The sequence below is a fragment of the Cohnella soli genome, assembly GCF_042655525.1.
GTDB lineage: Bacteria > Bacillota > Bacilli > Paenibacillales > Paenibacillaceae > Cohnella > Cohnella soli.
Window position 1 is genome coordinate 696,421 of the sequence record NZ_JBHSMI010000025.1, and the last position, 20,337, is coordinate 716,757.

Consider the following 20,337-nt stretch of genomic DNA (forward strand, 5'->3'; position numbering starts at 1 on the left):
CTATTTCGTTATTTGTGCAATTCAAAAATTCTTGCAGTAAAGTCCGCAGGAAGCGTAACCGTTAAAACTCCCTCCTGTTGATTCCAATACCAACTGCAATCCTCGCGTTTGGGATATCCGCAACGTACGGTCAACACCTTACCTTGGAATCCATCAATCGGAAGCCTGATCTCCTCCGATCCGCCTTGCAAACGCCATACAGCTACATAGGCCTTATCCACTGTATGCAAGCCCATGCTTAGCCAGGAATCTCCATGCTTAGGCAATCCGATCGGCCAGAAGGGGAGCGCCTTCGGAATCTGTTCCCTAATGCTCTTATAGTAGGAAATCCCCTCGCGAATCAATTCAAACCGATCCTGCTGAATTTCCGCTAAATGCCCGCTTTGATGAATACGCATAAGCATGCTATTGACCATATTGAAGATGACATCTTCCTCGTCCCCTTCCTTAAGGGGATAAGACCAAGCTGCCGATTGCTCGGGAGTTACCGCCGTCGGGGACGCGGCGCTTATCGCGGCAAACTTGCGGTAATCCGTCTGATCGCTTATCGACTGTACGCTATGTCGTGCTAACAAAGCATAGTCCATACGCATACCCCCGCTGCCGCAATTCTCGATCACTAGATCGGGATAACGGGCGAAAACCCTGTCAAGCCATGCTAAGTATGCTCGGTTGTGCCGGAGCAACCCATCTCCGAAGCTATCCGCATCAACCTCTGTGCCGATTCCTGCATTAATGTTGTAATCCATCTTGATGTAACCGACCTTGTACTCCATAACCAAACGGTCGATGACTTCATCAGCATATCGGATAACCTCGGGATTGCGATAATCCAACTGGTATCGGCCATGATCGATCGCTCGTTTGCCATGTCGCATGAAAAACCATTCATCCGGAACCTGATCGGCAAGAGGGCAATGAATGCCCATCACTTCCAGCTCAAGCCATAAACCGGGAATTAAGCCTTTGGCCCGGATATAGTCAAGCACCTCTTGAAAACCACCAGGGAATCGTCTCGTTGACGGTTGCCAAAGACCGACGTCACTCCATTCCCCGTCCGCGTACCAGCCGGCATCGATGCAATAGTATTCGCAACCAGCCTTCGCGGCAGCATCGACTAGAGGTAAGGTTTTCTCCGTCGTCGGATCGGCAAATAAGCAATTCATATAATCGTTGAAGATAACCGGAAGCTTCACATTATCCTCATTTCGGCGACGGATAACTCTCCGGTATCGCGTTAACTCGCCGATTGCCTGTTCGAAGCGTCCTTGAACCAGAGCAATAGCTGCAGGTACGGAAACGAAGGATTCTCCCGGCGCAACATTTTTCCACCAATGGTTTTCATTTTCGGTTGGACCGCTGATCTGTAAATAAAGTTGGGACGGTGAAGCGTCGCTGATCTCCCAGTGCCAGGAACCGTTATGCTCGATTTGCCAGCCGATTACCGTACCGCTTGCCGTATTCTCGTAACAGCCCATCGGCAGAAAATCGGCGGATGACCACGTTCCAGACTTGCTATAAGCAAGTCGCTTTAAAGAAAAGGCATTGGCTGCGGACAGCCCTAATTCTGGCAGCGTATGATTTCTCCATTGCAACTCTCCGTGCCATGTATTGTGCGGAACGTGAAGTCGGCTTTTCGTTTCCCATGTTCCCGTCCCTTCTTTGGCTATACCGGTCAAAGCGAAAGAAGAAACATACGCCAACGGGAGGAAATTTCGTCCGCGATTGACCACTTCCGTCCAGGAGCGAATGACGGAAATCCCGTCATAAAACTGGTAATGAACCGTTACCTCAGTTGTTCCGTCTTCCATTACCACTTCAAATTTTCGACCATTGTCATTCCGATTATCCCGGTGGGTAACGTATTTCAATCGCCCTCCCGGCATCGTTCCCGTATACTTGGAAGCGTGGTGATCATTCTGATCCTCGCCGGTAACCTGCAATTCCACGATTCGGCGCACACGGCGTTCTTCTTCGATTCCAAGATTTCCTTCATCGGCTGGCAAAGAAGAAAGATGCAGTAATCGTACATCGCCGCCTTCGGTGATTTCCACGATCATAGATATCCCGTTTTCTAGAATGTTGATTCTTTGTCGTGTCATATTTCCTCCTGAAGTTGAAGCTCCACCATAACGACGCCCCGACCGGGCACATACAAGCTGAATTGCGAGCCTTGCGGATGGACTGGGATGCCAGGAAAATCGGTTAAGACGGTGATGCGTTCGATCGGACGCCCTACATCGAGACGCGCCGATTTGTAATTCAGATGCAGATTGCTTATGAGGATCCGCCAACGATTGGGGGCTACTTCCATCGTAGCGGTGCGTATGAATGCCTCATTTTTCAGCGTGATTGGCACTTTCGTGTGCTCTACGATTCCCGCAACGCAGCTCGTCAAGAACGATTCGCTCATAGGACTGAAGTAGAGACTCTCAAGCCAGGACGATGCCTCTTTGATCTCGGAAGGCTGACGCTTCTCTTGGTGCTCCTTGCTCTCCATCGCAAAAGCTTCCACCACTACGCCAGAACGGTCCCTTATGACGCAAAATAGCTCGTTAACCTCACAATCCATTCGCCACTCGGCGATTGACGCGATCCGGGACAGACGATCCGTCATCCTGCCGATGAGAATCGACGAGCCGTTCCGGTAATCGAGAACGCTTTGCAGTTCATCATCCGGCAGCAGATGGAGCAATGTAACGAGAATGGGTCCATTCGTTTGCGGAATATCCTTTACATGAACAACTGCATGCAAGGGAGCACCGAGAGCGATCAATTCCGTCATATACTTGTGAACGGGCCATTGTCGGGTTACACAATAGTCTTCCAACGAATGATGCAGGAGTTGATCCGACCATACCGCTGAAATGCCGACCGTCCGTTCAGGCTTACCGTCAAAGCCGCCATCCCACCGCTCGGATATCCACTTCCATCCGTCCTTGCTGATGCCGTCTCCGAGGCAAGCAAGGAAACCTCCTGAACAACGGCTTAGCCCTGATGAATCCAGCAAATACAAGTTGGACAAGGAATAAATGTCCCTCTCCAGCACGGTTGGAGCATGACTCAGCGCATCCCATTGCTCATTCGTATCCTGGATCGCGTTTATGCATATTAGCTTCATGTCCGGTACGTAGGCCTTAATGGTCAGCAACATCGCCTTGAACTCCGAACCAGGCTCATATTCCGTTTCCCCGGCGCCGGCAGATAATGAGGCTCCGACGGTTTCGACGACGAAGCCGTCTATTCCCGAATCTGCAAGCCGTCGATAATCGACGCCGTATCGATATAAAGCTTCGAACGGCTCTCTGGTCCATGCCGTATTCAGATAAGCCTTTTTCTCTTCCTTACGAAGGGCCGACATGATTTTATCCCACAACTGTCCCCAGCGTTCGCTATGAAATCGAATCCATTCCAGTCGCTTGTGATGCCAGATCCAATCGGCCCGCCGCCCCATCTCTAGCGGATGATCATCGCATCGAGCCGCCATACCTGCTTCTAATTGAGTTCCAGTAAATCCCAGAAATTGCTCAACCATATCATCCGAGTAATCCGTCTCTGCAAGACTAAGCCGCGGACTTGTATAGCCATCGGCACCATGGTAGCCATCAAAACCGTAGTCCAGCATTACTCTCATCAAGTCCTGGACGAACAAGTCTTCATACCAGCTGCCATCCTTAAAGCGCTTAAGCGGATTGATCGCCGGAAACGCTTCTCCCGTCTTCCTCATCTCGCGGAGCTCCGGATGAGCGGCACACCATGTGCTGGCGCGAAGCTCATTTCCGACATGGAATTGATAAATATCGAAAAAGCTGCAATAAATATCGATGCCATGTTTCTGCAATTCGACTACTAAGCCCCGCAATTGCCAGTTGGTCCATTGTTGCCGATCGTGCAGTTTGCCATGAGGACGCGCCCCGTAAGAGCATACTTCCATTGGCAGTTGCCATTCTTTCTCCATGCCTTGATGGGCGTGTACAAAATCGGGTGTATAAAACAGAAAGGAGACACTTTCCGGAATAAACCCGACTGTATCCAAATAAGCGGCGACGCCGAAGTCGCTCTCCCGATTATCGAATCCGATTAATTCGATCCATATCCATCTTTCATAGTTAGCAGCTTTCATCTTGCACCTCATCATGGTGGTGGTGTTTAACCTTTAACGCTCCCAAGCACGATCCCCTTCACGAAAAACTTTTGCAGAAAAGGATACACGATGAGAATCGGCAGTGCGCCCAAGAAGATCTGTGCCGCTCTTGTCGTTCGTTCGGATATTTCCAGCAGCCCCGCCATATTGCGCGGATCCATCTTCATCGGATTGCTATTGATCACCAATAGCTGCAAATACGTCGACAACGGGTAGTTTTTCGGGAAATTCATATAGATCAACCCGTCGAACCAGGAGTTCCAATGATAAACCATCGTAAACAAGGCAATCGTCGCTAACACCGGATACGACATCGGAACATACATTTTCCACATTACGCGCCAATGGCCCGCTCCGTCGATGAAGGCCGATTCCTCGATCTCTTTGGGCAATCCGCGAAAAAAGTTCATCAGCAAAATAATATTAAATACGGACACCGCGCTTGGAATAAGCAACGCCCATATCGTATCCACTAGCCCGGTCATACTGACAACCATGTACGTAGGAATGAGCCCGCCGCCGAACAAAATCGTGAATACGAAAAACCAAGCATACCAGCTGCGGATTCTTAGATCCTTGGTTTCCTTGGACAGCGGATACGCGCATAGCAGCGACAGTCCCATATTTATCGTAAAACCGAGCACAAGTCGCTGCAGCGTGATGCCGAACGAACGGATGAATTCCTGCTTCTGCAAAATATACTTATAGGAGGCTATCGTAAAATCTACGGGAAACAGCTTAACCATACCTGCTGTCGCGGCTGTGCTGGAGCTAAAGGAAATGGACAACACCTGGAACAGCGGAAGCAGGCATAGCAAGGAAAGCACAACGAGAAAAGTATAGTTGCCCGCAACGAAAATTTTTCGGCTTAGGGACACCCGATGATGCATTGGAAACATTCCTCTCGTTAGAAAATGCGATAGTTGACCAAGCGATAAGCCAAGAAATAGGAGATCGTAATCAGGACGAAGGAAACGACCGATTTGAACAATCCGATCGCCGTCGATACTCCGAATTGCGCATCCAGAAGACCGATACGATAGATTAAAGTGTCCAGAATATCTCCGCTTTGATAGACGCTCGGACTGTACAGATTAAAGATTTGATCGAATCCGGCGTTCAGCACGTTACCCAAGCTTAACGTAGCCATCAACACGATAACCGGCACCATGCCCGGCAATGTAATATGCCACATTTGTCTCGTGTGATTAGCCCCATCGACAATTGCCGCCTCATACAAGGAAGGATTGATTCCGGTAATCGCAGCCAGGAACACGATCGTGCTGAAGCCGAATTCCTTCCATACGTCGGAGAGGATCAGAACGGAAGGAAACCAATGGTTGCTGCCCAAGAAAAAGATAGAGTCCAGCCCGAAGGCATTCAAAAGCTGGTTAACGATTCCTTCCGAGGGCGATAAAATATCGACAAGCACGCCGCCGAGAATAACCCAAGACAGAAAATGCGGCAAATAAATGAGCGTCTGGACTCCCCTTTTGACAAACATTAGCTTTAATTCATTGATGAGAATGGCAACGACAATGGGGACAGCCAAGCCGAGTAAAATCTTCATTGAAGCGATAAATACGGTATTCTGAAGCACTTGCCAAATATCCGGCATTTGCAGCACGTAACGAAAATTGCCGAGACCGATCCATTTCGAGCCGAACAAGCCGTTAATGGGGATGAATTTCTGGAAGGCGATCGATATTCCAATCATTGGATAATAGCTAAAGATAAGAAGGATGACGATTCCAGGCAACAGCATCAGATGCAGAGGAAGTTCGCGTCTTGTTTTCTTCATATTCATCTCGTTCAGTCCCTTACTCGGAGTATCCCATCATGCCGATATAAGCGAGATTGGATTGAGCGATATCCATCCTGCCATATTGAATAATGACTTCAATCGAACTTCTGAAACGCAACGAATACTGGAGCTGTCTATCCAACTGGATGCCGCCGATCTCGTCCGGATGATCCATCCGAATGCATTTCACGCGCTTCGCCTGGGCCGTAATTCTAATATTCTCGTCCGGATCACGGTCCTCGTAATAAATATCCATGAAAATTTCTGCATCTCCATCGTTACAGTTCAAAATCATAACGGCTTCATGACCTTCGAAAATATCGCCTTCTACCTTCCCTTTGTACGGTAAATAGCCATCGACGATATACCAGTTTTTCGCGCCTTCTTTGCTCACGCCTGATCCTCCTTAGTTCACCGATATCGTTGCGGTTTCTTTCCACGTTCGACTGAGATGCCTAACCAGCTTCGACATCGATTCGTACCCGGTATCGGTTACGAGCAAGCTTTCTTCGATCCTGTTGGAGCCATGGGGATGTCCGAACAAACTCACGTCCGTGTTCACCGTCATTCCGGCTACGAATATCGCTTCCGAGTGCTCATCCGGGTAAGGAGATTCGGCCTCCGCCAACCCGCAGCCATGTAACGGCGGATAAAGATCGAATTCGGTGACGTTCATTTCTTTGAAATACGCTTTTACGGCGCGTACCACTTCGTTCTGATTGGCGCCCGCCTTGATCCGGGATAGCGCCCTATCCTCGGCCTCGACGAGAATATCGATGAACGCCTTTTGCTCTTCGCTCATTTCGCCTGCGACGAAAGGAAAATTCAAAGTAGCCACGTATCCTTCGACCTGTACCGCAATAGCGGCCATAATCATATCTCCGTCTTCGATCACTTTGCCCGATGCTCTGCCAATGATCGTATTCACCCGCTCACCGCTCGTTAACAGACAGAACGGGATATTTTCCGCGCCTTGTTTGGTGCATTCTCCGTAGGCCAGCGAGGCCAGCTCAAGTTCGGTCATGCCTGGCTTTACCTGACTAATCATCAGCTTGTAGCCTTCATCCGCAATTCTTGCCGCCTCTTGCAGACAAGCAACTTCGTTAGCTGTCTTGGTCATTCTGAGCTTAAATAACAAGTCACCCGCATCGACAATTTTCACACCTGGGAAGCTGTCTTCGATCACTCTCATCAAAGGTTCAGGCATCGCATCAATACCCACGATACCTAGTGCCAGCAAGGGCTCGTTTCGTTGTATGCCCTGGAAGATCTCGGACAAACTCGTATAGTGCGCTTGAGGATATTCGATCTTATCCGGCACGGTCACGCACGCGAATTCCGGAAGCAGCCGAATATCCGGCCATGCGCTCATTTCGCGGCAAAACATTTCACCTTCCGGTGCGGCAAGAACGAACGGTTCGCCCATCTGTGAGACGAGGACGGCTCCCCTTTCGAACAATGGCCAGTAGTTGCTCATGTAACGCAAGTTTTCCTTCCTATACTCGTCCCCATAGATCAAACAAGCGTGTATTTCTTTTTCTTTCATTAACTGTTTGAGCTTATCGACTCTGGCGACGAACTCTTCTTTCGGAATTTTGAACATCTATTCGTTCTCCCCTCGTCCGCAGTTTAATAAATCACTTTCCGTATCCCCATGAAATCCGCGATGTTCGACAGTTCTTCCGTCATATCCCCATAGCCGATAATACAGTGATGGGCGAATCCTTCTTTAATTAAAGTTGCAAGGAATTGTTTGATCGGCGTATGGAACTTCACAACTGCCGTAATTTCTTCACACGGAATGTTGTTCGGGATGTGAAGCGCTTCGCCTTTCACGATAAGCATCTTGTAGCCTTCGGCGTCGATGATCAGATGGCTGATCGTCACGACTCCCGGCCTCAGCGTATATTCGAAACCGAATCCCGCCCCCTGCAATCCCCATTGCTCAGGCGAGCGATTGACCTTAACCGTACTCTTGTCCGTTGCATAATCCGTATCCGCATAGCCATGGTGAACCATGAGCAATGCATTCAGTTCCTCATCGAATTCGCCCCATTCGGCATATGCGGGGACCTTACCGCTGAGCATCTTCATTAAAGTCATAATGATCAGACCATGCACATCGCCTTCGGTGTTAACAACGTATTTGCCTTCTTCATGCATCATCGTGTTGGCCAAATAAGAGGTCGTTCCCGTCTTCTGTTCCACGTAATGCTGACCGAGCAGTGTCAGCGCATCCAGTCTGAACCTCTCTAGCGTATTCTTGAGGGCAACGTAAAACTTGGAAGATTTATAAATATCGTTCTCGCTCAGCCCGACAATATTAAACCGCTCTGTCGTCTGCTCTACGATCGCGGCGATTTCTTCCTCCGTTGCTTTGCCGAACTGGTCGAGCAGATGATCGACTTGAATCGAAATGATGTTCGGTCCCAATGTGCCTTTGATCATCGTCTTATCGTATTCGAAATCATACATGCCCCTGAATACATGGCCGATGACGCCGATGTTCGTGCTCTTAAGGCTAATATAAGCTTTGTACGAACGAATATATTTGGTCATTTCTTCGTAAGCGGACTTATCCTGAATCGACCCGACGACTACCTTCAGATCGCGGTACCAGCCCATTTTCTTAAAAGTAGCGGCAAGCTGCAGATTAGCAATCAAAGCGCTATTTCGCAGAATATTCTCATAATTCGTGTCAAGATTAATCCGGTTATGATGCTGCGTATTAAATAAAACGACTGGCACGTGACGAACATGCTCCAGTGCTTGAATCGCCATATAATCGGGGCAATACGTTCCGGCTACATATACGATAAGATCGACTCGCTCGTTAGCCAGTTTTTGGCCAGCCGACTCCGCGGCATCGAGCGTGTCGATCATCCCCGGCCAGATAACCTCGTCCTCGTTCAAATACTGCCTGAGATGATCATAGATACACGTCATATCCGCCGTAACGTTGGCCTTCAATGTATCCGGGAACATGCGCCAATACTCGAAAAATCCTAATGTGATCAAGCCGATCTTTAATGGCTTACGCGTAACATTACTCGTCAGCAGATCTCCAAAAACGTTGCCCTTCGCGGTCTCAAAGGATTCTATTATTTCAGTCACTATATCCCTTTCCTTCCTAAGCCTTATATTTTAAGCTCTGTTCCAATAATCTCAGCGCGTTATTGCGGATAATATTCCGAATGTCATCGTCTTCGATGCCGGAAAACAAAACGCTGCCAAGCATGTAATGCGGATCATACCAAGGGAAATCCGTTCCAAAGAGCACCTTCTCCGAACCAGCCTTTTGGACCATTTTGCCGATCATGCCATTCAGACGTCCGGTGTCGCACAATTCCAAATAGACGTTAGGCTGTTTCCGGGCAAGTTCAATGGCATAATCAGTTTCTCCCGGCGCGGAATGCCCGAGCAGGAAGTTAATATTCTCATATTCGGCCGCCAGTTCTGCGATCATTTGCGGCGGATTGTACGGACTATGCCCCCACGTATGCGACAAAAGCAGCAATCCTCGCTCGTTGGCAAATTCATAGATTCTGCGAAACTTCTCCCCGGTAAGCGGGTACTTGTGATAATCGGGAAGAACCTTGAATCCCACGTAACCTTCCACGCTGTCGAATTCGGCCAAATCCCGTTCCAGATCGTGATCATAGTGGGGATTCACGACATAGTAGCCATAGATTTGATCCGGATATCGCTTCATTGCCGATCGGATTTCCGAATTTCCGCCGATCGGATCAAACAGCGCGCTATGTGGAGCGGAGATGATCTTCTCGATATTTTCCCGTTCCATTGTCTGAATCATCGTCTCGAGCTTGGCTTCTGGCAAATAGGTGCCATAGAAAGCTCCCATGTGCGTATGCATGTCAATGAAAGAGACGCTCGACAATCGCCCGGTTTCCACGAACTCCCTGGCCAACTGCGACTGATTCGTCATCGACTGTATGCTCATAGCTTCACCTCGCCTAGCATTCTCTCCAGATTGGCATGCGCAATGTTCACGATGTGCTCTCTGGATATGCCTGATCCGAGCAAAGCGGCTAATGGCCCGCCAATTGCGTTGCTGGGAAAATCGGAACCGAAGAGCAAGCGTTCCGAACCGAATTTATTGCATATTTCCTTGATCTCCCCGGCTGCTTGCATATCTCCGGTCTCGATATAGAAGTTCTTATAGTTCTGAAGCAGCGGAAACGTTAACCGAGAGTGGCTCCACAAACCGTAGTTATACAAAATAACCGTTAAATTCGGATATTCCTGCAGAACGTTATAGATACCTTGCCAGCCTTCGCTTGAAGACAAATACAAAGGAATACCCGCAGAAGCAATCTCGCCGATCAACTCTCCCATAACGACGCCGTTAAGCAAATACCGGTTGCGTTCCGGATACGCCCTGAGCATCTTCACGCCGTTTGCCTTCATCGCGGGAAATAACCTTTCCGGCGCATACTGACTTTCTGTAATCGGCGGCAAAATGGTCCATGTCGGGAGAAGCCGGTCCGGCGCTTTGACAGTCTCGGCAATGACTGCTCGATTCCCGTAGTCAGGATCGACATCCGCCATCGTGTTGTGGCTGACTACGGCGCTGTCAATCCCGCAGAAATCGAGCTCGTTCAGCAACTCCTCAGCATTGCGCGCTTGTTTTACTTTCTCCCTTACTAAGAAATTCTCATGGTTTACGACTTCGTAATTAATCGTTTTATAGCCGATGGCGCAGCTGCAATCGATAATTTTCATGTAACACCTCGTTCAATCAATCTTTCCCATCGTCCAGAAATGCTGCGGGATTGGTGCACATGATCGTTTGGATCTGTTCAGTCGTAATCCCTTCGTCCTCCATCATCGGCACGATGTTCGTAATGACGTGGTCATAACCCCAACCTCCGTAGTGATGAAGACAGGTTTTCAGGCAGACGTCGTTGGAGATCAAGATTTGCGAAAGATAACCCCAGTCGATAAGCTGCTTAATGGCTCTGACTCTCTCGATATCTCTGGCAAAAAGCCCTCTTAATACGCTTCTGTCTCTCTTATCCGCATAGAATTCTTTACCGAAATTATCGAACTCCACGTAAACGCCCATTTCGAGCAGGTCCTTCAAATAATTCATTTTGATATCGACATCAATGTGATTAATGCATATTTTTTCAGCCGCAGCGCCATGATCGGTAAGAATAGTTATTACTTCATAACCATTAGTTGCGTACAAGTCCGTATGCACATGCAACCCCAGCCCGGTTTCCTTTTGAACGATCGCCGATGCGATCAAAGTTTTTTTCTCATTCGGGTAGATGATCTCGCTTGTTCCGATCTCTCCGATAACGCCTGCTCTAATCGAGGTGCCATCCATGCCGATATAGATTTCATTGAAGAGCTCTTCGGCAATGCTGTCCACTGTTTTGCTGTCCATATCGTCAGGATGGGATTTGTTAATATAGTACCCGCAGCCTGCCACGATCTTAATATCCAATTCCCTTGATAAAGCGGCCAACAAAGTAGGGTCACGACCAATATCCCTTAGTGTCAGATCAACGAAAGTCGTGCCTCCTGCTCGCTTAAACTTCAGCAGTTCATCCCTTACAACCCTCTCGTCATCGATGACCGCATTATCCAGAACCGCATAGGGATTACGCATTAATTTCCCGATATTCGTGAGACTGACTTGCTCCTGGGCCAATTTTTTGCGCGAAATTTCGCTGAATGCAGGCACCAGGCTTCTCAAATCGATAAAGGCATGCTCATGGGGCAATACCCAGCCAAGGCTATCGGATCGAACCTTTCCCGTTACGGTCATAACGGACATCGCTTACGCCTCCTGCTTGCATGTTATCGGTGCAATCGGAGAAGCTTGCCACATCTACATTTGAATGAGCTTTGCGACAAGCTCCCCGATCGTTCACCCCAAACTATTTACTCGCTTTCCACTTCGCCACTTCTTCTGTAATCGTGTCTCCGCCAAGCTTCTTCCAGTTCGTCACGAACTCATCGAATGAATCGACAGAAGATTCTCCCATTACGATTTTCGTGAACGTTTCCAGTTCCATCTTGAGCAATGTCGCTTGCTTCTCGACCATCGTAGGCGTAGGTCCGGAAGTAAATTCCGTTAATTGGAATCCGTCATTGACATGGTAGTCGTACAACAACGTAATCGCATCAAAGAATCGGGTAAATCCCCAGCCTGATACATCTCCTTTGTTAAAATCATTAATTGCTTTATAGAAGGTCGCTTGCCCCGGATTACTAACTAAGTCCAGCTGCGATTCATCCTGCTTCTCAACCGCAAGCTTCACGTGCTCGTATGTCTCGACGTTTTGAATCGGATTGTAAGCTTGAAGAAGCGCGTACGGCCATTTGGCGATATCGCCGTTCTGGTTAATATCCGTAAGAGGATACTTCGTTCTGTCCCATTGGTAACTCGCGGCATTCAGTAGCTTAATGGCCGCCTCCGGATGCTTCATTCCTTTACGAACGACATAATATTGATTGATGTTATATGGCGTTTGCGCCTTGGCTTTTTGTCCATCAATAGATGGAATCGCGAACGGCTTCCATTCCATTTTCGGGTCTTGCTTTTTGGCATCCGGGAAAAGTAATGGAGACCAATCGGCACCGTAGAACATGCCCAGCTTGCCTGCAAGGACGGCTTGACTGAGTTTCTCCGTATCTTTTACCCCAAATTCGCGATCAATGAGCCCTTCCTTGTACATCGACTGCAGTTTGGCTAATGCTTGCTTCACTTCGGGTTGGATGCTTCCGTAAACAAGCTTACCGGATGAATCCTTGACCCAGCTTTGCGGGTAAGCGTGATAGCCGTTAAAAAATCCACTAAGTCCGTAATCGATCGTATCGCCTGTTACGCCATACAATTTTTTAGTAGCCCCTAAACCGTAGGTGTCCTTCTTGTTATTGCCGTCAGGATCCTGATTAACGAAAGCTTCCGCGATCTTGAACACGTCATCCATTGTCTTCGGCTCGGGCAGGTTCAGCTTCTCCAGCCAATCCGTTCGTACCCAGAGCAAGGAAGCGAAGTCGAATGAACCCGGATTTACCGGGAGCCCAAGCAATTTCCCGTTGTACGTCGCGGAATTAAGACCAAGCCCGCCATCCTTCTTTAACATTTCTTTTGTTTGAGGCGTGCCATACTTTTCTAGCACATCGGTTAGATCCTCCAATTGATCGGCTTCGACCAATTGATTAAATTGAATGCCGTTTACGGGCATAATATCGGCCAACTGTCCGGAGGCCATGGCAATATTGAATTTTTGGTCGTATTGCGACGGATCGGCAACCCACAAGTACTTCAGTTTAATACCGAATTCGTTCTCGTATAATTTAGTCCAAGCGTTATTCTCGATCGTTTCTCCATTTTCGAACTTCGTCGTCGGGTCTAACATCCTTATCGCCGTAACTTCGATAGGCGGATCAATCTTGCCCATTGGGTCGGCTTTCGTTTGTTCCGGCGACGCTCCGCTTGCTTGCGGACTTGATGGTTGTGAGCCGGATGGACTTGCGTTATTCCCGCCATCCTTGCTGCAAGCAGAAGCGAACACTAGCGAGCTTGCCAATAAAGTCAGCGTAATCATTTTTGCGGAATGCCTTTTCATCTTTTATCCCCCTAGTTGATTGGTACCTGCTCCGTCAGTATAAAAGATCGAAAATAACGTTGCTATTTGCCATTCTTGCTTTCCTTGACATCTATTGCTTTGTTCTATTCATTCGCTGAAAATGAGAGGTCTCTGTACTCTTGCGGCGTCATTTTGAACATTTTCTTAAACGAACGGTTAAACTGGGGAGCTGCCTCATACCCGACTTGGATCGCAATATCCTGGATTTTCATCGTAGAATGCGCCAATTGATGTTGCGCCTTCTTCATACGCACTTCGGTAATATAGTCCGAAAGCATATTGCCTGTCATCCGCTTGTACAAGCGAGATAAATATGTCGGACTGTGATGAACGTGCGTGGACAACTTCGTCAGCGACAAATCCCCGCCTAGATGGGTTTGAATATAGTGGTGAATGGATGCGATCAGTCTTTGACTTTGCTCCTCGGGGACAGGCTCGAATTGTTCGAGCAGATAGTCGGCTACTTTGGCTAAATAAGCTGCAGCCTCACTCCACGATCCATGCGCATCATATTGAGTCGTTTTCCCCAGATCCATCTTCATAAAGAGCTCATCGAATAGCCCGACGCGAATCGCGTAAGAAATCAAGCTGAGCGATAAACTACAAAACATTTCCAATTGATTCTTATATTCAGCCAGTTCCTTGGCGTCCGTAATCTCTTCGAATAATCCGTTGAATCTCTCCCTTTGGCCACTGGCCAAATACTGTTCGAGCACTTCAAGCTGCATCTTGACTTGCTGAGATTCGGACAAGTAATAGCTTTGCCCCTGACCCGAATTCAGTCCGAACTGATCGGAATCGAGGATTAACAGTTCTTGACCGTTGTTCGAGCCTTGGCCAAGCAACGTCTTCAAGTAGTGAAAATGCGTACCCAGACTGGACCATTCGAAAGGCTCACGCGCCAGCACAAGCGAAATCGATATTTTCAACAATTGCTTACACGTCATCTGTAGAGACTCCAGAATGCTGTATACTCTTGTTTTTAAATGCTCCCAAGCCTGCTTCTCCTGCTCCTTGTCCCAATCATTCTCCCCCAGAAACTCTCTAGGCTGCATAAACCAAACGAGCTTGTTCGACTCGAATGCGACAGAAACATTGACGATCGTCGGCGTTAAATATTCTTCCGCTATATTCTGGCAGGCATAAAGGAGGAGCATTCTTTCGGACTCGCTGGCGTCCTCCATCCATTCATCCACCCTGCCCATGACCAGATAGACTTCCTTGTTCGGGAGCAATGGAATGTCCGACTCTTCAAATCTTTTTTCCATCTCATTCGAAAATAAAGAAGAATCGCGCATCAGATCGAACAGCGTATTTCTTTGCAATGCGGGTATGGACAGTTGGAGTTTTTTTCTGGCGTCTAGCATGTAGTCGGCACTGTCGTCCATTTTGTCCAATTCCGCAAAAGCCTTCTCCACTGCGGCCAGAATGACGTGATCGTCTTCGTTTTTCAGTACGTAATCAATGACGCCTCCTGTGCGTATCGCGTGACGAGCATATTCGAAGTCATTGTAGCCCGTAAGAAAAATCACCTTACAGCGCGGCCAGCTTTCGATGATTTGTTTGTGCAGCTCGATCCCGCTCATTCCCGGCATCCGGATATCCGAAATCACGACATCGATCCGATTTTTCTTCAGGCAGTCCAAGGCCTCGTAGACGTTATAAGCGCGATAAATCTCCAGTTCCAAATGCGAAGCTTCAAGAAGCATCAGATTGATGCTATTCACGATAATCGGTTCGTCATCGACGATCAGTACTCGGTACATCTGAGTGATTCTCCTTTGTCATTTGGGATATAAATCCGAATCAGCAAGCCACCCATAGCGCTATGCTCAACTTCCACTCCGCCGCGATCGCCGTACTTTAATTTCAAACGGCGCTGGATATTAATAAGCCCCGTCGTCTCTACCGCATCCTCCGAATCTAGTATACGGACCAATTTGGCCATTCCCTCTTCAGTCAACCCCGCTCCACTATCCTCCACCGTAAAATAGAGCCTGTCGTCGTCTGCCGCAAAGCGAATATTCAACCTTCCTTCGGTCACAATATCGCCAAGTCCATGCTCGTAAGCGTTCTCGACAATAGGCTGCAAAATCAAGCGCGGGATCATTACCCCTGTAAAACTTTCGGGAAGCGGTTCGAACTGGACGATAATGCGATTCGAGAATCGGATATTTTGAATTTCCACGTACGATCGGACATGGTTTACCTCATGTTCGAAAGGAACCTCCTCCAGCCCGTTCCTCGTAATATAGTGAAAATAATTCCCGAGATTTCTGGACACCGACTCGGCGGTTTCTTTCTCGTCATGTTTAATCAGCCGATGAAGGATAAAAAAGCTGTTGTAGAGAAAGTGCGGGGTAATCTGCATCTGCAACTGCTTTAGCTCCGACGACTGGAGCCTGATTTTCTGCACATAAAGCTCATCGATCAAAGTCTTCAGATTATGCACCGTTCTCTCGAACCGATTAAAAATATAACCGAATTCATCCCCTCGAGCCGGTACGAGAACCGCAGCGAAATTGCCTCCCTCCACGCTCTTGAATCGCCTGACCAGAGTCTGAAGAGGACGATGAATCAGGAGGTAAATCCCGTAAGAGAAAAGAATGACAATGACAATCGAGCTGATCACAAGCAGCCACGACCACAGTCCATACGTTTTTAACTGCCCGACAATAACGTTCTCTGGAAAATAAAAAAGCAGCGATGCTTGCAAAAACATGGATTTCTCGTACACGGCCATATATTTTTGTTTGCCAACGCCAATTTGCTTCGTAAAAGTCATCTCTTGTTCGATAGGCTCCGCCAATTTTTTTCTGATTTCGGTTAACGGTTCGGGATATTTATCATTGGCAATTGCCCAACTATCGTTGAACAATATCGCCCCGCCGTCCTGAGGAAACGAATTCAAAACATTTGTTAACGCTTCCATAGAAAGCTCGATATTTTGAATAAATAGCGGAGACTTTGCTTGTTTCTGAGTCATCGGGTTATTCGGGTAAGTTAAATTCAAAAATAAACGGCCTTGCCAGTATGTGACGGGCAATCCGCTCGTAAACGTAGCCTTGGCTATTTCCTCTGCTTCCTGTTGGCTGTTAGGCGTATCTTCCTCATTGGAGGTCGAAATGGTGCCATTAAGCGATTTGACGTAGACGTTGATGTCTTTAATATAAATGCTGGATTCCTTCAATGCCTTTAATTTGTCCCTCAGATCGTTGATCGCTTTCGTACGCTGATAATTCGACATGATGGTCAAGGAGTTACTTAATTGCAACAGATTCTCGTCGTTAACGAACTCTTGTTGCGTCCGAATAATCCGTTCGAGCTCCTTCTCGAGCGACATGAAGTAATAGTGAATGTTCATCGTTATCGAGTTGGATATTTGGCTTTTCACTTCCTTCTTGCCAAGCTCATTCAATACGAGGCTTAACGTAAATAATGGCATCATAATAATTAAAAACGTAAGCATTAGCTTGGGAAAAATCGGAATATTGTCGATCTTCTGTTTCATCCCCAGTCGAACCGCCCCCTTTTTGTTACACAGTATACGACAAAAAAGCAGTCCGCCATAGCGGTCTGCTTTTTTTTGCAACGCTCACTTGTTTATTTTGTATTCATGGGTACCGGATCCGCTCGTATTGAAGGAAACGAATCCGTTAGCGTCCGCAGTAAAGGATGTAGTGGAGACATTGTCACGGTAGACGGTATAGGACGCGTTCGGAACAAGGGACCCGATCTTGATTGAAAGGGCGGTTGAGCCTGTCGTCAGCGTCACTTTGGTCTGAGTCGTCGAGCCGTACACAGTCGCGTCGCTTCCTTTGTAGTTGACATGCGTAACCTGCATCCAACTGAGCTCGGTCGGCAATTTCGGCGCGACGACGAGCGCATCTACGTCGGCATCGACGCCCATAAATCCGTAGAAAGCGGATAACGGAGCGATGGTCGCTTCGGTAAAGTCGGCGTCCACCCCGATTCCGCCGGCTACGCCGGCGCCCTGCAAGGATAAGCTTCGCTGAGCGTAGTACCAGCGATAACCACCCTCATCTTGCGTTGCCTGATACCAGTCCAGAATTCCTTTCATTCTAGTCCAGGCATTATCCGCCGTCTTGTATTTCAAACGCGACATCACGTCGTAATAGGATTCATAGAGCACGGCGCCTCCGTCCTGCACTTGTCCGCCCCATGCGAAAGCGTTCGGATTCCATGTCCATACATACCAATCCGCGTTTCGTTTGGTCGTGGCTCGCGGCGCGAAGCCGTGGAAATAAATGTCGGAGCCTGTGGAGGTATCCCCGGCTACCGTGCGCGCGCCATCCAGCCAATCAAAGATATCGCTTGCTCTCGAAGAATTGCCGAGACCGTAATACAACGCCTCCAAATTCATAAAGGTATAACCGTAATCATGCGTATTGCCGGCCACATCTACGAGCGGCACATATCGCTTGGTCGTGCTATTCCAGAACGTGGAGCCGTTCGTTACCTGGGAAACGACGTTGGAGCGATAGGAGGCGATGACGGAGGCGCTTTCCCCGTAAGGATTGGAGGCAATCCCCCATTCCGGATGAAGTGCCACCAGGTCCTCTAGCTTCTGCATCTCCGTTAATGCGGCATAATAGTAGACCGTAGCGTAAAAATCTTTGTTCCCCGACGGAAGCAGGTCCCAGTAGCCGGCGCCGATGCCATATCCCGTTCGGGTAGTCGGCGAAATTCCGCTGGTGCCGTCATGTCCGTTGTACGTCGAAAGAAGATAACCGTATGTTGAACCTTTCAACGTGTCGTTCATGTAATGAATGGCGCTGCGCAGACGCGGCATCTGCTGTTGCAGAAACGCGGTATCCCCGGTCCACTTGTAATATCTGGAGCTCCCCAGGATGAAAAGCGGATTGTTATACCAGCTCACGTCGTAGCTGCCGTTAATATAATCCACGAGCACCCAACCGCCCGTGGAACCGGTCGTTACCGGATCCAGTCGAATTTGCGTAATCGTGCCGTTCCACAGCGCATGCGTATACATCGGAATTGAATACAAATGATATTTGCCGTCGTTAATGACCGTGAACGAAACTTTCTTCGATTCGCTGAAACCCGGCGAGCTTGCGGTGCTGAAATAGACGGAGCCAGTTGTGTCCGCATTCGAGCTCGCCATACGCACCACAAGATAAGGCATATTGTAGCTGTCTACCGTAAGCGTCGGCGAGACCAGATTCGGATCGGAGCTTCCTCCCGTCTCCATGTACCAACGCTGAGCCGCTACGCTATCGTTGCTGACGTTATAAGAAGTCCAGCCTTCCTTGGTCGTGCCGTTAAATTCCCATCCGGCGGATTTCCCGTTGCTGTCATTGTACGTGGGGAAAAATTGGCCCAATTGGCTTCGGCTCTCCGCCGTAACGACCGGATTCATAGTAACGAATCCGTTGTCGAACATCGGGGTGTTCAACAAAATGTTCCGCACGTCGTCGTTGGCGTTGTCCCCGTAAAACCGGTTCGCGTTCGTATCGATCCAACTGTTCGCCATCGTATCCCATTCCCGCCACCAAGTAGCTTTAATGCCTCTGCCGCTTCTGGTTGCATTCAGTCCGGGATCGGTGAACCAATGCATCTGAAGCATCCGATTCAACCTGTCCGTGTAGGTCGCGTTCGAGCTTGAGAAGGTCGGGAAAGTGTCCGAACGCCTGATCAGACTATCGATCTGGAACTTGCTGGAGACGGATTGAGTGGAATCCCCCCACATTCCCACCTCGATCTTCGTTACGTTATTTTTATAAGCCCAGCCCGAGACGTCTACAGGGATTTCATTCCATGCATTGGGCGAAATCGCCTGCGTCTTCTCGAACACCTGCGTGTTGCTGTAAATTTTCACTTTGGCCCAATACTTGGCGCCGTATCCGCCGGTTATGCCGGGCCATCCTCCCCATGTGTTCATGTGGATCAACGCGATCGGCTCGTTAGTCCAGTTCTCGCCGGGAAGCGTTTTGTATACGGAGCGGTACTGGTTACCCGGCACGCTAGCGCTGGACGCCTCCAGCATATAGAGTCCGCGCATCCCGTTGGAGCCGTATCCGCCGAGCGGAAAAGCAAGCGTCTGCTCCGTGACGGCTAGGCTGTTTACCGAGTTGCCGGCGCTCCATGGCAGCTCGAAATGCCAGACACCCAAATAATTGCGGGTGAGCGAACGGCCGGATGTATCGCTGCGTTTCACATCGTCGATCTGGAAGGACGACGCCCATGCCGAGGAAGAATTGGCCATATAGGAAACTTCGATCCGCTTGACGCGAGACGCGAATTCCCAGCTTTCAATGTTCATCGACAACGCATTCCAGCTGTTGGGCGTTACGGCAAACGACTTCTCGAACCGCAAGCCGTCCGATGTGACCACTCCCAGCTTAGCCGTATAAGCGGTCGCTCCCGGAGCTCCGCCCCATCCGTTGAATTGGAGCGACAGAACCGGATAGGCTTCCATGTTGACGTTTTCCGGGAAATCGAAGTAAACCGTGCGCCAACTGTTAGCGGAAACCGCGTTGCTGCTCGCCTCCAGCATCGCCTCCCCTTCGTAAGGAGTGCCGGGCGCATTCAGCGAAGAGCTTACCGGTTGCGCGCTAACGACATTCGCTCCGGGCTGCCACGCCCCCTCGATCTCGGAGATCATATGATCGCTTGCATTTGCAGACGAAGACCAAGCGACTATTGCCAACCCTATTGCCAAGCACACGGTCCAAACCAATTTGTTTACGGCTCTCATCTTTTCTCCTCCTCGTATATTT

14 protein-coding genes are annotated in these 20,337 nt (G+C 48.9%); all 14 read right to left on the minus strand.

Going from position 1 to position 20,337, the window contains the following annotated elements; translation table 11 throughout:
• Positions 1 to 8: 8 nt before the first annotated feature.
• Entirely contained in the window at positions 9 to 2,102 is a 2,094-nt protein-coding gene (locus ACFPOF_RS16035) for a glycoside hydrolase family 36 protein (protein WP_378134341.1), read from the minus strand.
• The gene (locus ACFPOF_RS16040) at positions 2,099 to 4,123 is read right to left on the minus strand and encodes a hypothetical protein (RefSeq protein WP_378134343.1); all 2,025 of its coding nucleotides are present in this window, start codon (positions 4,121 to 4,123) and stop codon (positions 2,099 to 2,101) included. Before ACFPOF_RS16040 ends, ACFPOF_RS16035 begins: the two co-directional genes overlap by 4 nt.
• A 26-nt stretch (positions 4,124 to 4,149) precedes the next feature.
• Positions 4,150 to 5,034 (minus strand): carbohydrate ABC transporter permease, encoded by an 885-nt coding sequence (locus ACFPOF_RS16045; protein WP_378134345.1) that lies wholly within the window; start codon positions 5,032 to 5,034, stop codon positions 4,150 to 4,152.
• Between the two features lie 17 nt (positions 5,035 to 5,051).
• Positions 5,052 to 5,951, minus strand: coding sequence for an ABC transporter permease (locus tag ACFPOF_RS16050; RefSeq protein WP_378134347.1), 900 nt, complete (start codon positions 5,949 to 5,951; stop codon positions 5,052 to 5,054).
• Between the two features lie 13 nt (positions 5,952 to 5,964).
• Positions 5,965 to 6,342 carry a sensory rhodopsin transducer gene (locus ACFPOF_RS16055; protein WP_378134349.1) on the minus strand — a complete coding sequence of 126 codons (378 nt, stop codon included), beginning with the start codon at positions 6,340 to 6,342 and terminating at the stop codon, positions 5,965 to 5,967.
• A 12-nt stretch (positions 6,343 to 6,354) separates the two neighbouring features.
• Positions 6,355 to 7,551, minus strand: coding sequence for a M24 family metallopeptidase (locus tag ACFPOF_RS16060; protein ID WP_378134351.1), 1,197 nt, complete (start codon positions 7,549 to 7,551; stop codon positions 6,355 to 6,357).
• Between the two features lie 26 nt (positions 7,552 to 7,577).
• Positions 7,578 to 9,062, minus strand: coding sequence for a hypothetical protein (locus tag ACFPOF_RS16065; protein WP_378134353.1), 1,485 nt, complete (start codon positions 9,060 to 9,062; stop codon positions 7,578 to 7,580).
• 16 nt (positions 9,063 to 9,078) lie between these two features.
• Positions 9,079 to 9,909 carry an amidohydrolase family protein gene (locus ACFPOF_RS16070; protein ID WP_378134355.1) on the minus strand — a complete coding sequence of 277 codons (831 nt, stop codon included), beginning with the start codon at positions 9,907 to 9,909 and terminating at the stop codon, positions 9,079 to 9,081.
• Positions 9,906 to 10,691 carry an amidohydrolase family protein gene (locus ACFPOF_RS16075; protein ID WP_378134357.1) on the minus strand — a complete coding sequence of 262 codons (786 nt, stop codon included), beginning with the start codon at positions 10,689 to 10,691 and terminating at the stop codon, positions 9,906 to 9,908. Before ACFPOF_RS16075 ends, ACFPOF_RS16070 begins: the two co-directional genes overlap by 4 nt.
• A gap of 16 nt (positions 10,692 to 10,707) precedes the next feature.
• A complete protein-coding gene (locus ACFPOF_RS16080) occupies positions 10,708 to 11,754 on the minus strand; it encodes a phosphotriesterase family protein (RefSeq protein WP_378134359.1) in 1,047 nt (348 codons plus the stop codon).
• Positions 11,755 to 11,857: 103 nt separating this feature from the next.
• Complete coding sequence (locus ACFPOF_RS16085; RefSeq protein WP_378134361.1) at positions 11,858 to 13,555, minus strand: extracellular solute-binding protein; 1,698 nt, start codon at positions 13,553 to 13,555, stop codon at positions 11,858 to 11,860.
• Between the two features lie 104 nt (positions 13,556 to 13,659).
• Positions 13,660 to 15,342, minus strand: coding sequence for a response regulator transcription factor (locus tag ACFPOF_RS16090; protein WP_378134363.1), 1,683 nt, complete (start codon positions 15,340 to 15,342; stop codon positions 13,660 to 13,662).
• Complete coding sequence (locus ACFPOF_RS16095; RefSeq protein WP_378134365.1) at positions 15,327 to 17,087, minus strand: sensor histidine kinase; 1,761 nt, start codon at positions 17,085 to 17,087, stop codon at positions 15,327 to 15,329. The genes ACFPOF_RS16090 and ACFPOF_RS16095 overlap by 16 nt, the downstream gene beginning before the upstream one ends.
• A gap of 84 nt (positions 17,088 to 17,171) precedes the next feature.
• Positions 17,172 to 20,315, minus strand: coding sequence for an RHS repeat domain-containing protein (locus tag ACFPOF_RS16100; protein ID WP_378134367.1), 3,144 nt, complete (start codon positions 20,313 to 20,315; stop codon positions 17,172 to 17,174).
• Positions 20,316 to 20,337 lie beyond the last annotated feature (22 nt).

Coding starts and splice junctions, on each gene's coding strand:
- ACFPOF_RS16035 (WP_378134341.1), bottom strand. CDS start 2,102: ATGACACGACAAAGAATCAACATTCTAGAAAACGGGATATCTATGATC.
- ACFPOF_RS16040 (WP_378134343.1), bottom strand. CDS start 4,123: ATGAAAGCTGCTAACTATGAAAGATGGATATGGATCGAATTAATCGGA.
- ACFPOF_RS16045 (WP_378134345.1), bottom strand. CDS start 5,034: ATGCATCATCGGGTGTCCCTAAGCCGAAAAATTTTCGTTGCGGGCAAC.
- ACFPOF_RS16050 (WP_378134347.1), bottom strand. CDS start 5,951: ATGAATATGAAGAAAACAAGACGCGAACTTCCTCTGCATCTGATGCTG.
- ACFPOF_RS16060 (WP_378134351.1), bottom strand. CDS start 7,551: ATGTTCAAAATTCCGAAAGAAGAGTTCGTCGCCAGAGTCGATAAGCTC.
- ACFPOF_RS16070 (WP_378134355.1), bottom strand. CDS start 9,909: ATGAGCATACAGTCGATGACGAATCAGTCGCAGTTGGCCAGGGAGTTC.
- ACFPOF_RS16075 (WP_378134357.1), bottom strand. CDS start 10,691: ATGAAAATTATCGATTGCAGCTGCGCCATCGGCTATAAAACGATTAAT.
- ACFPOF_RS16080 (WP_378134359.1), bottom strand. CDS start 11,754: ATGTCCGTTATGACCGTAACGGGAAAGGTTCGATCCGATAGCCTTGGC.
- ACFPOF_RS16085 (WP_378134361.1), bottom strand. CDS start 13,555: ATGAAAAGGCATTCCGCAAAAATGATTACGCTGACTTTATTGGCAAGC.
- ACFPOF_RS16090 (WP_378134363.1), bottom strand. CDS start 15,342: ATGTACCGAGTACTGATCGTCGATGACGAACCGATTATCGTGAATAGC.
- ACFPOF_RS16095 (WP_378134365.1), bottom strand. CDS start 17,087: ATGAAACAGAAGATCGACAATATTCCGATTTTTCCCAAGCTAATGCTT.
- ACFPOF_RS16100 (WP_378134367.1), bottom strand. CDS start 20,315: ATGAGAGCCGTAAACAAATTGGTTTGGACCGTGTGCTTGGCAATAGGG.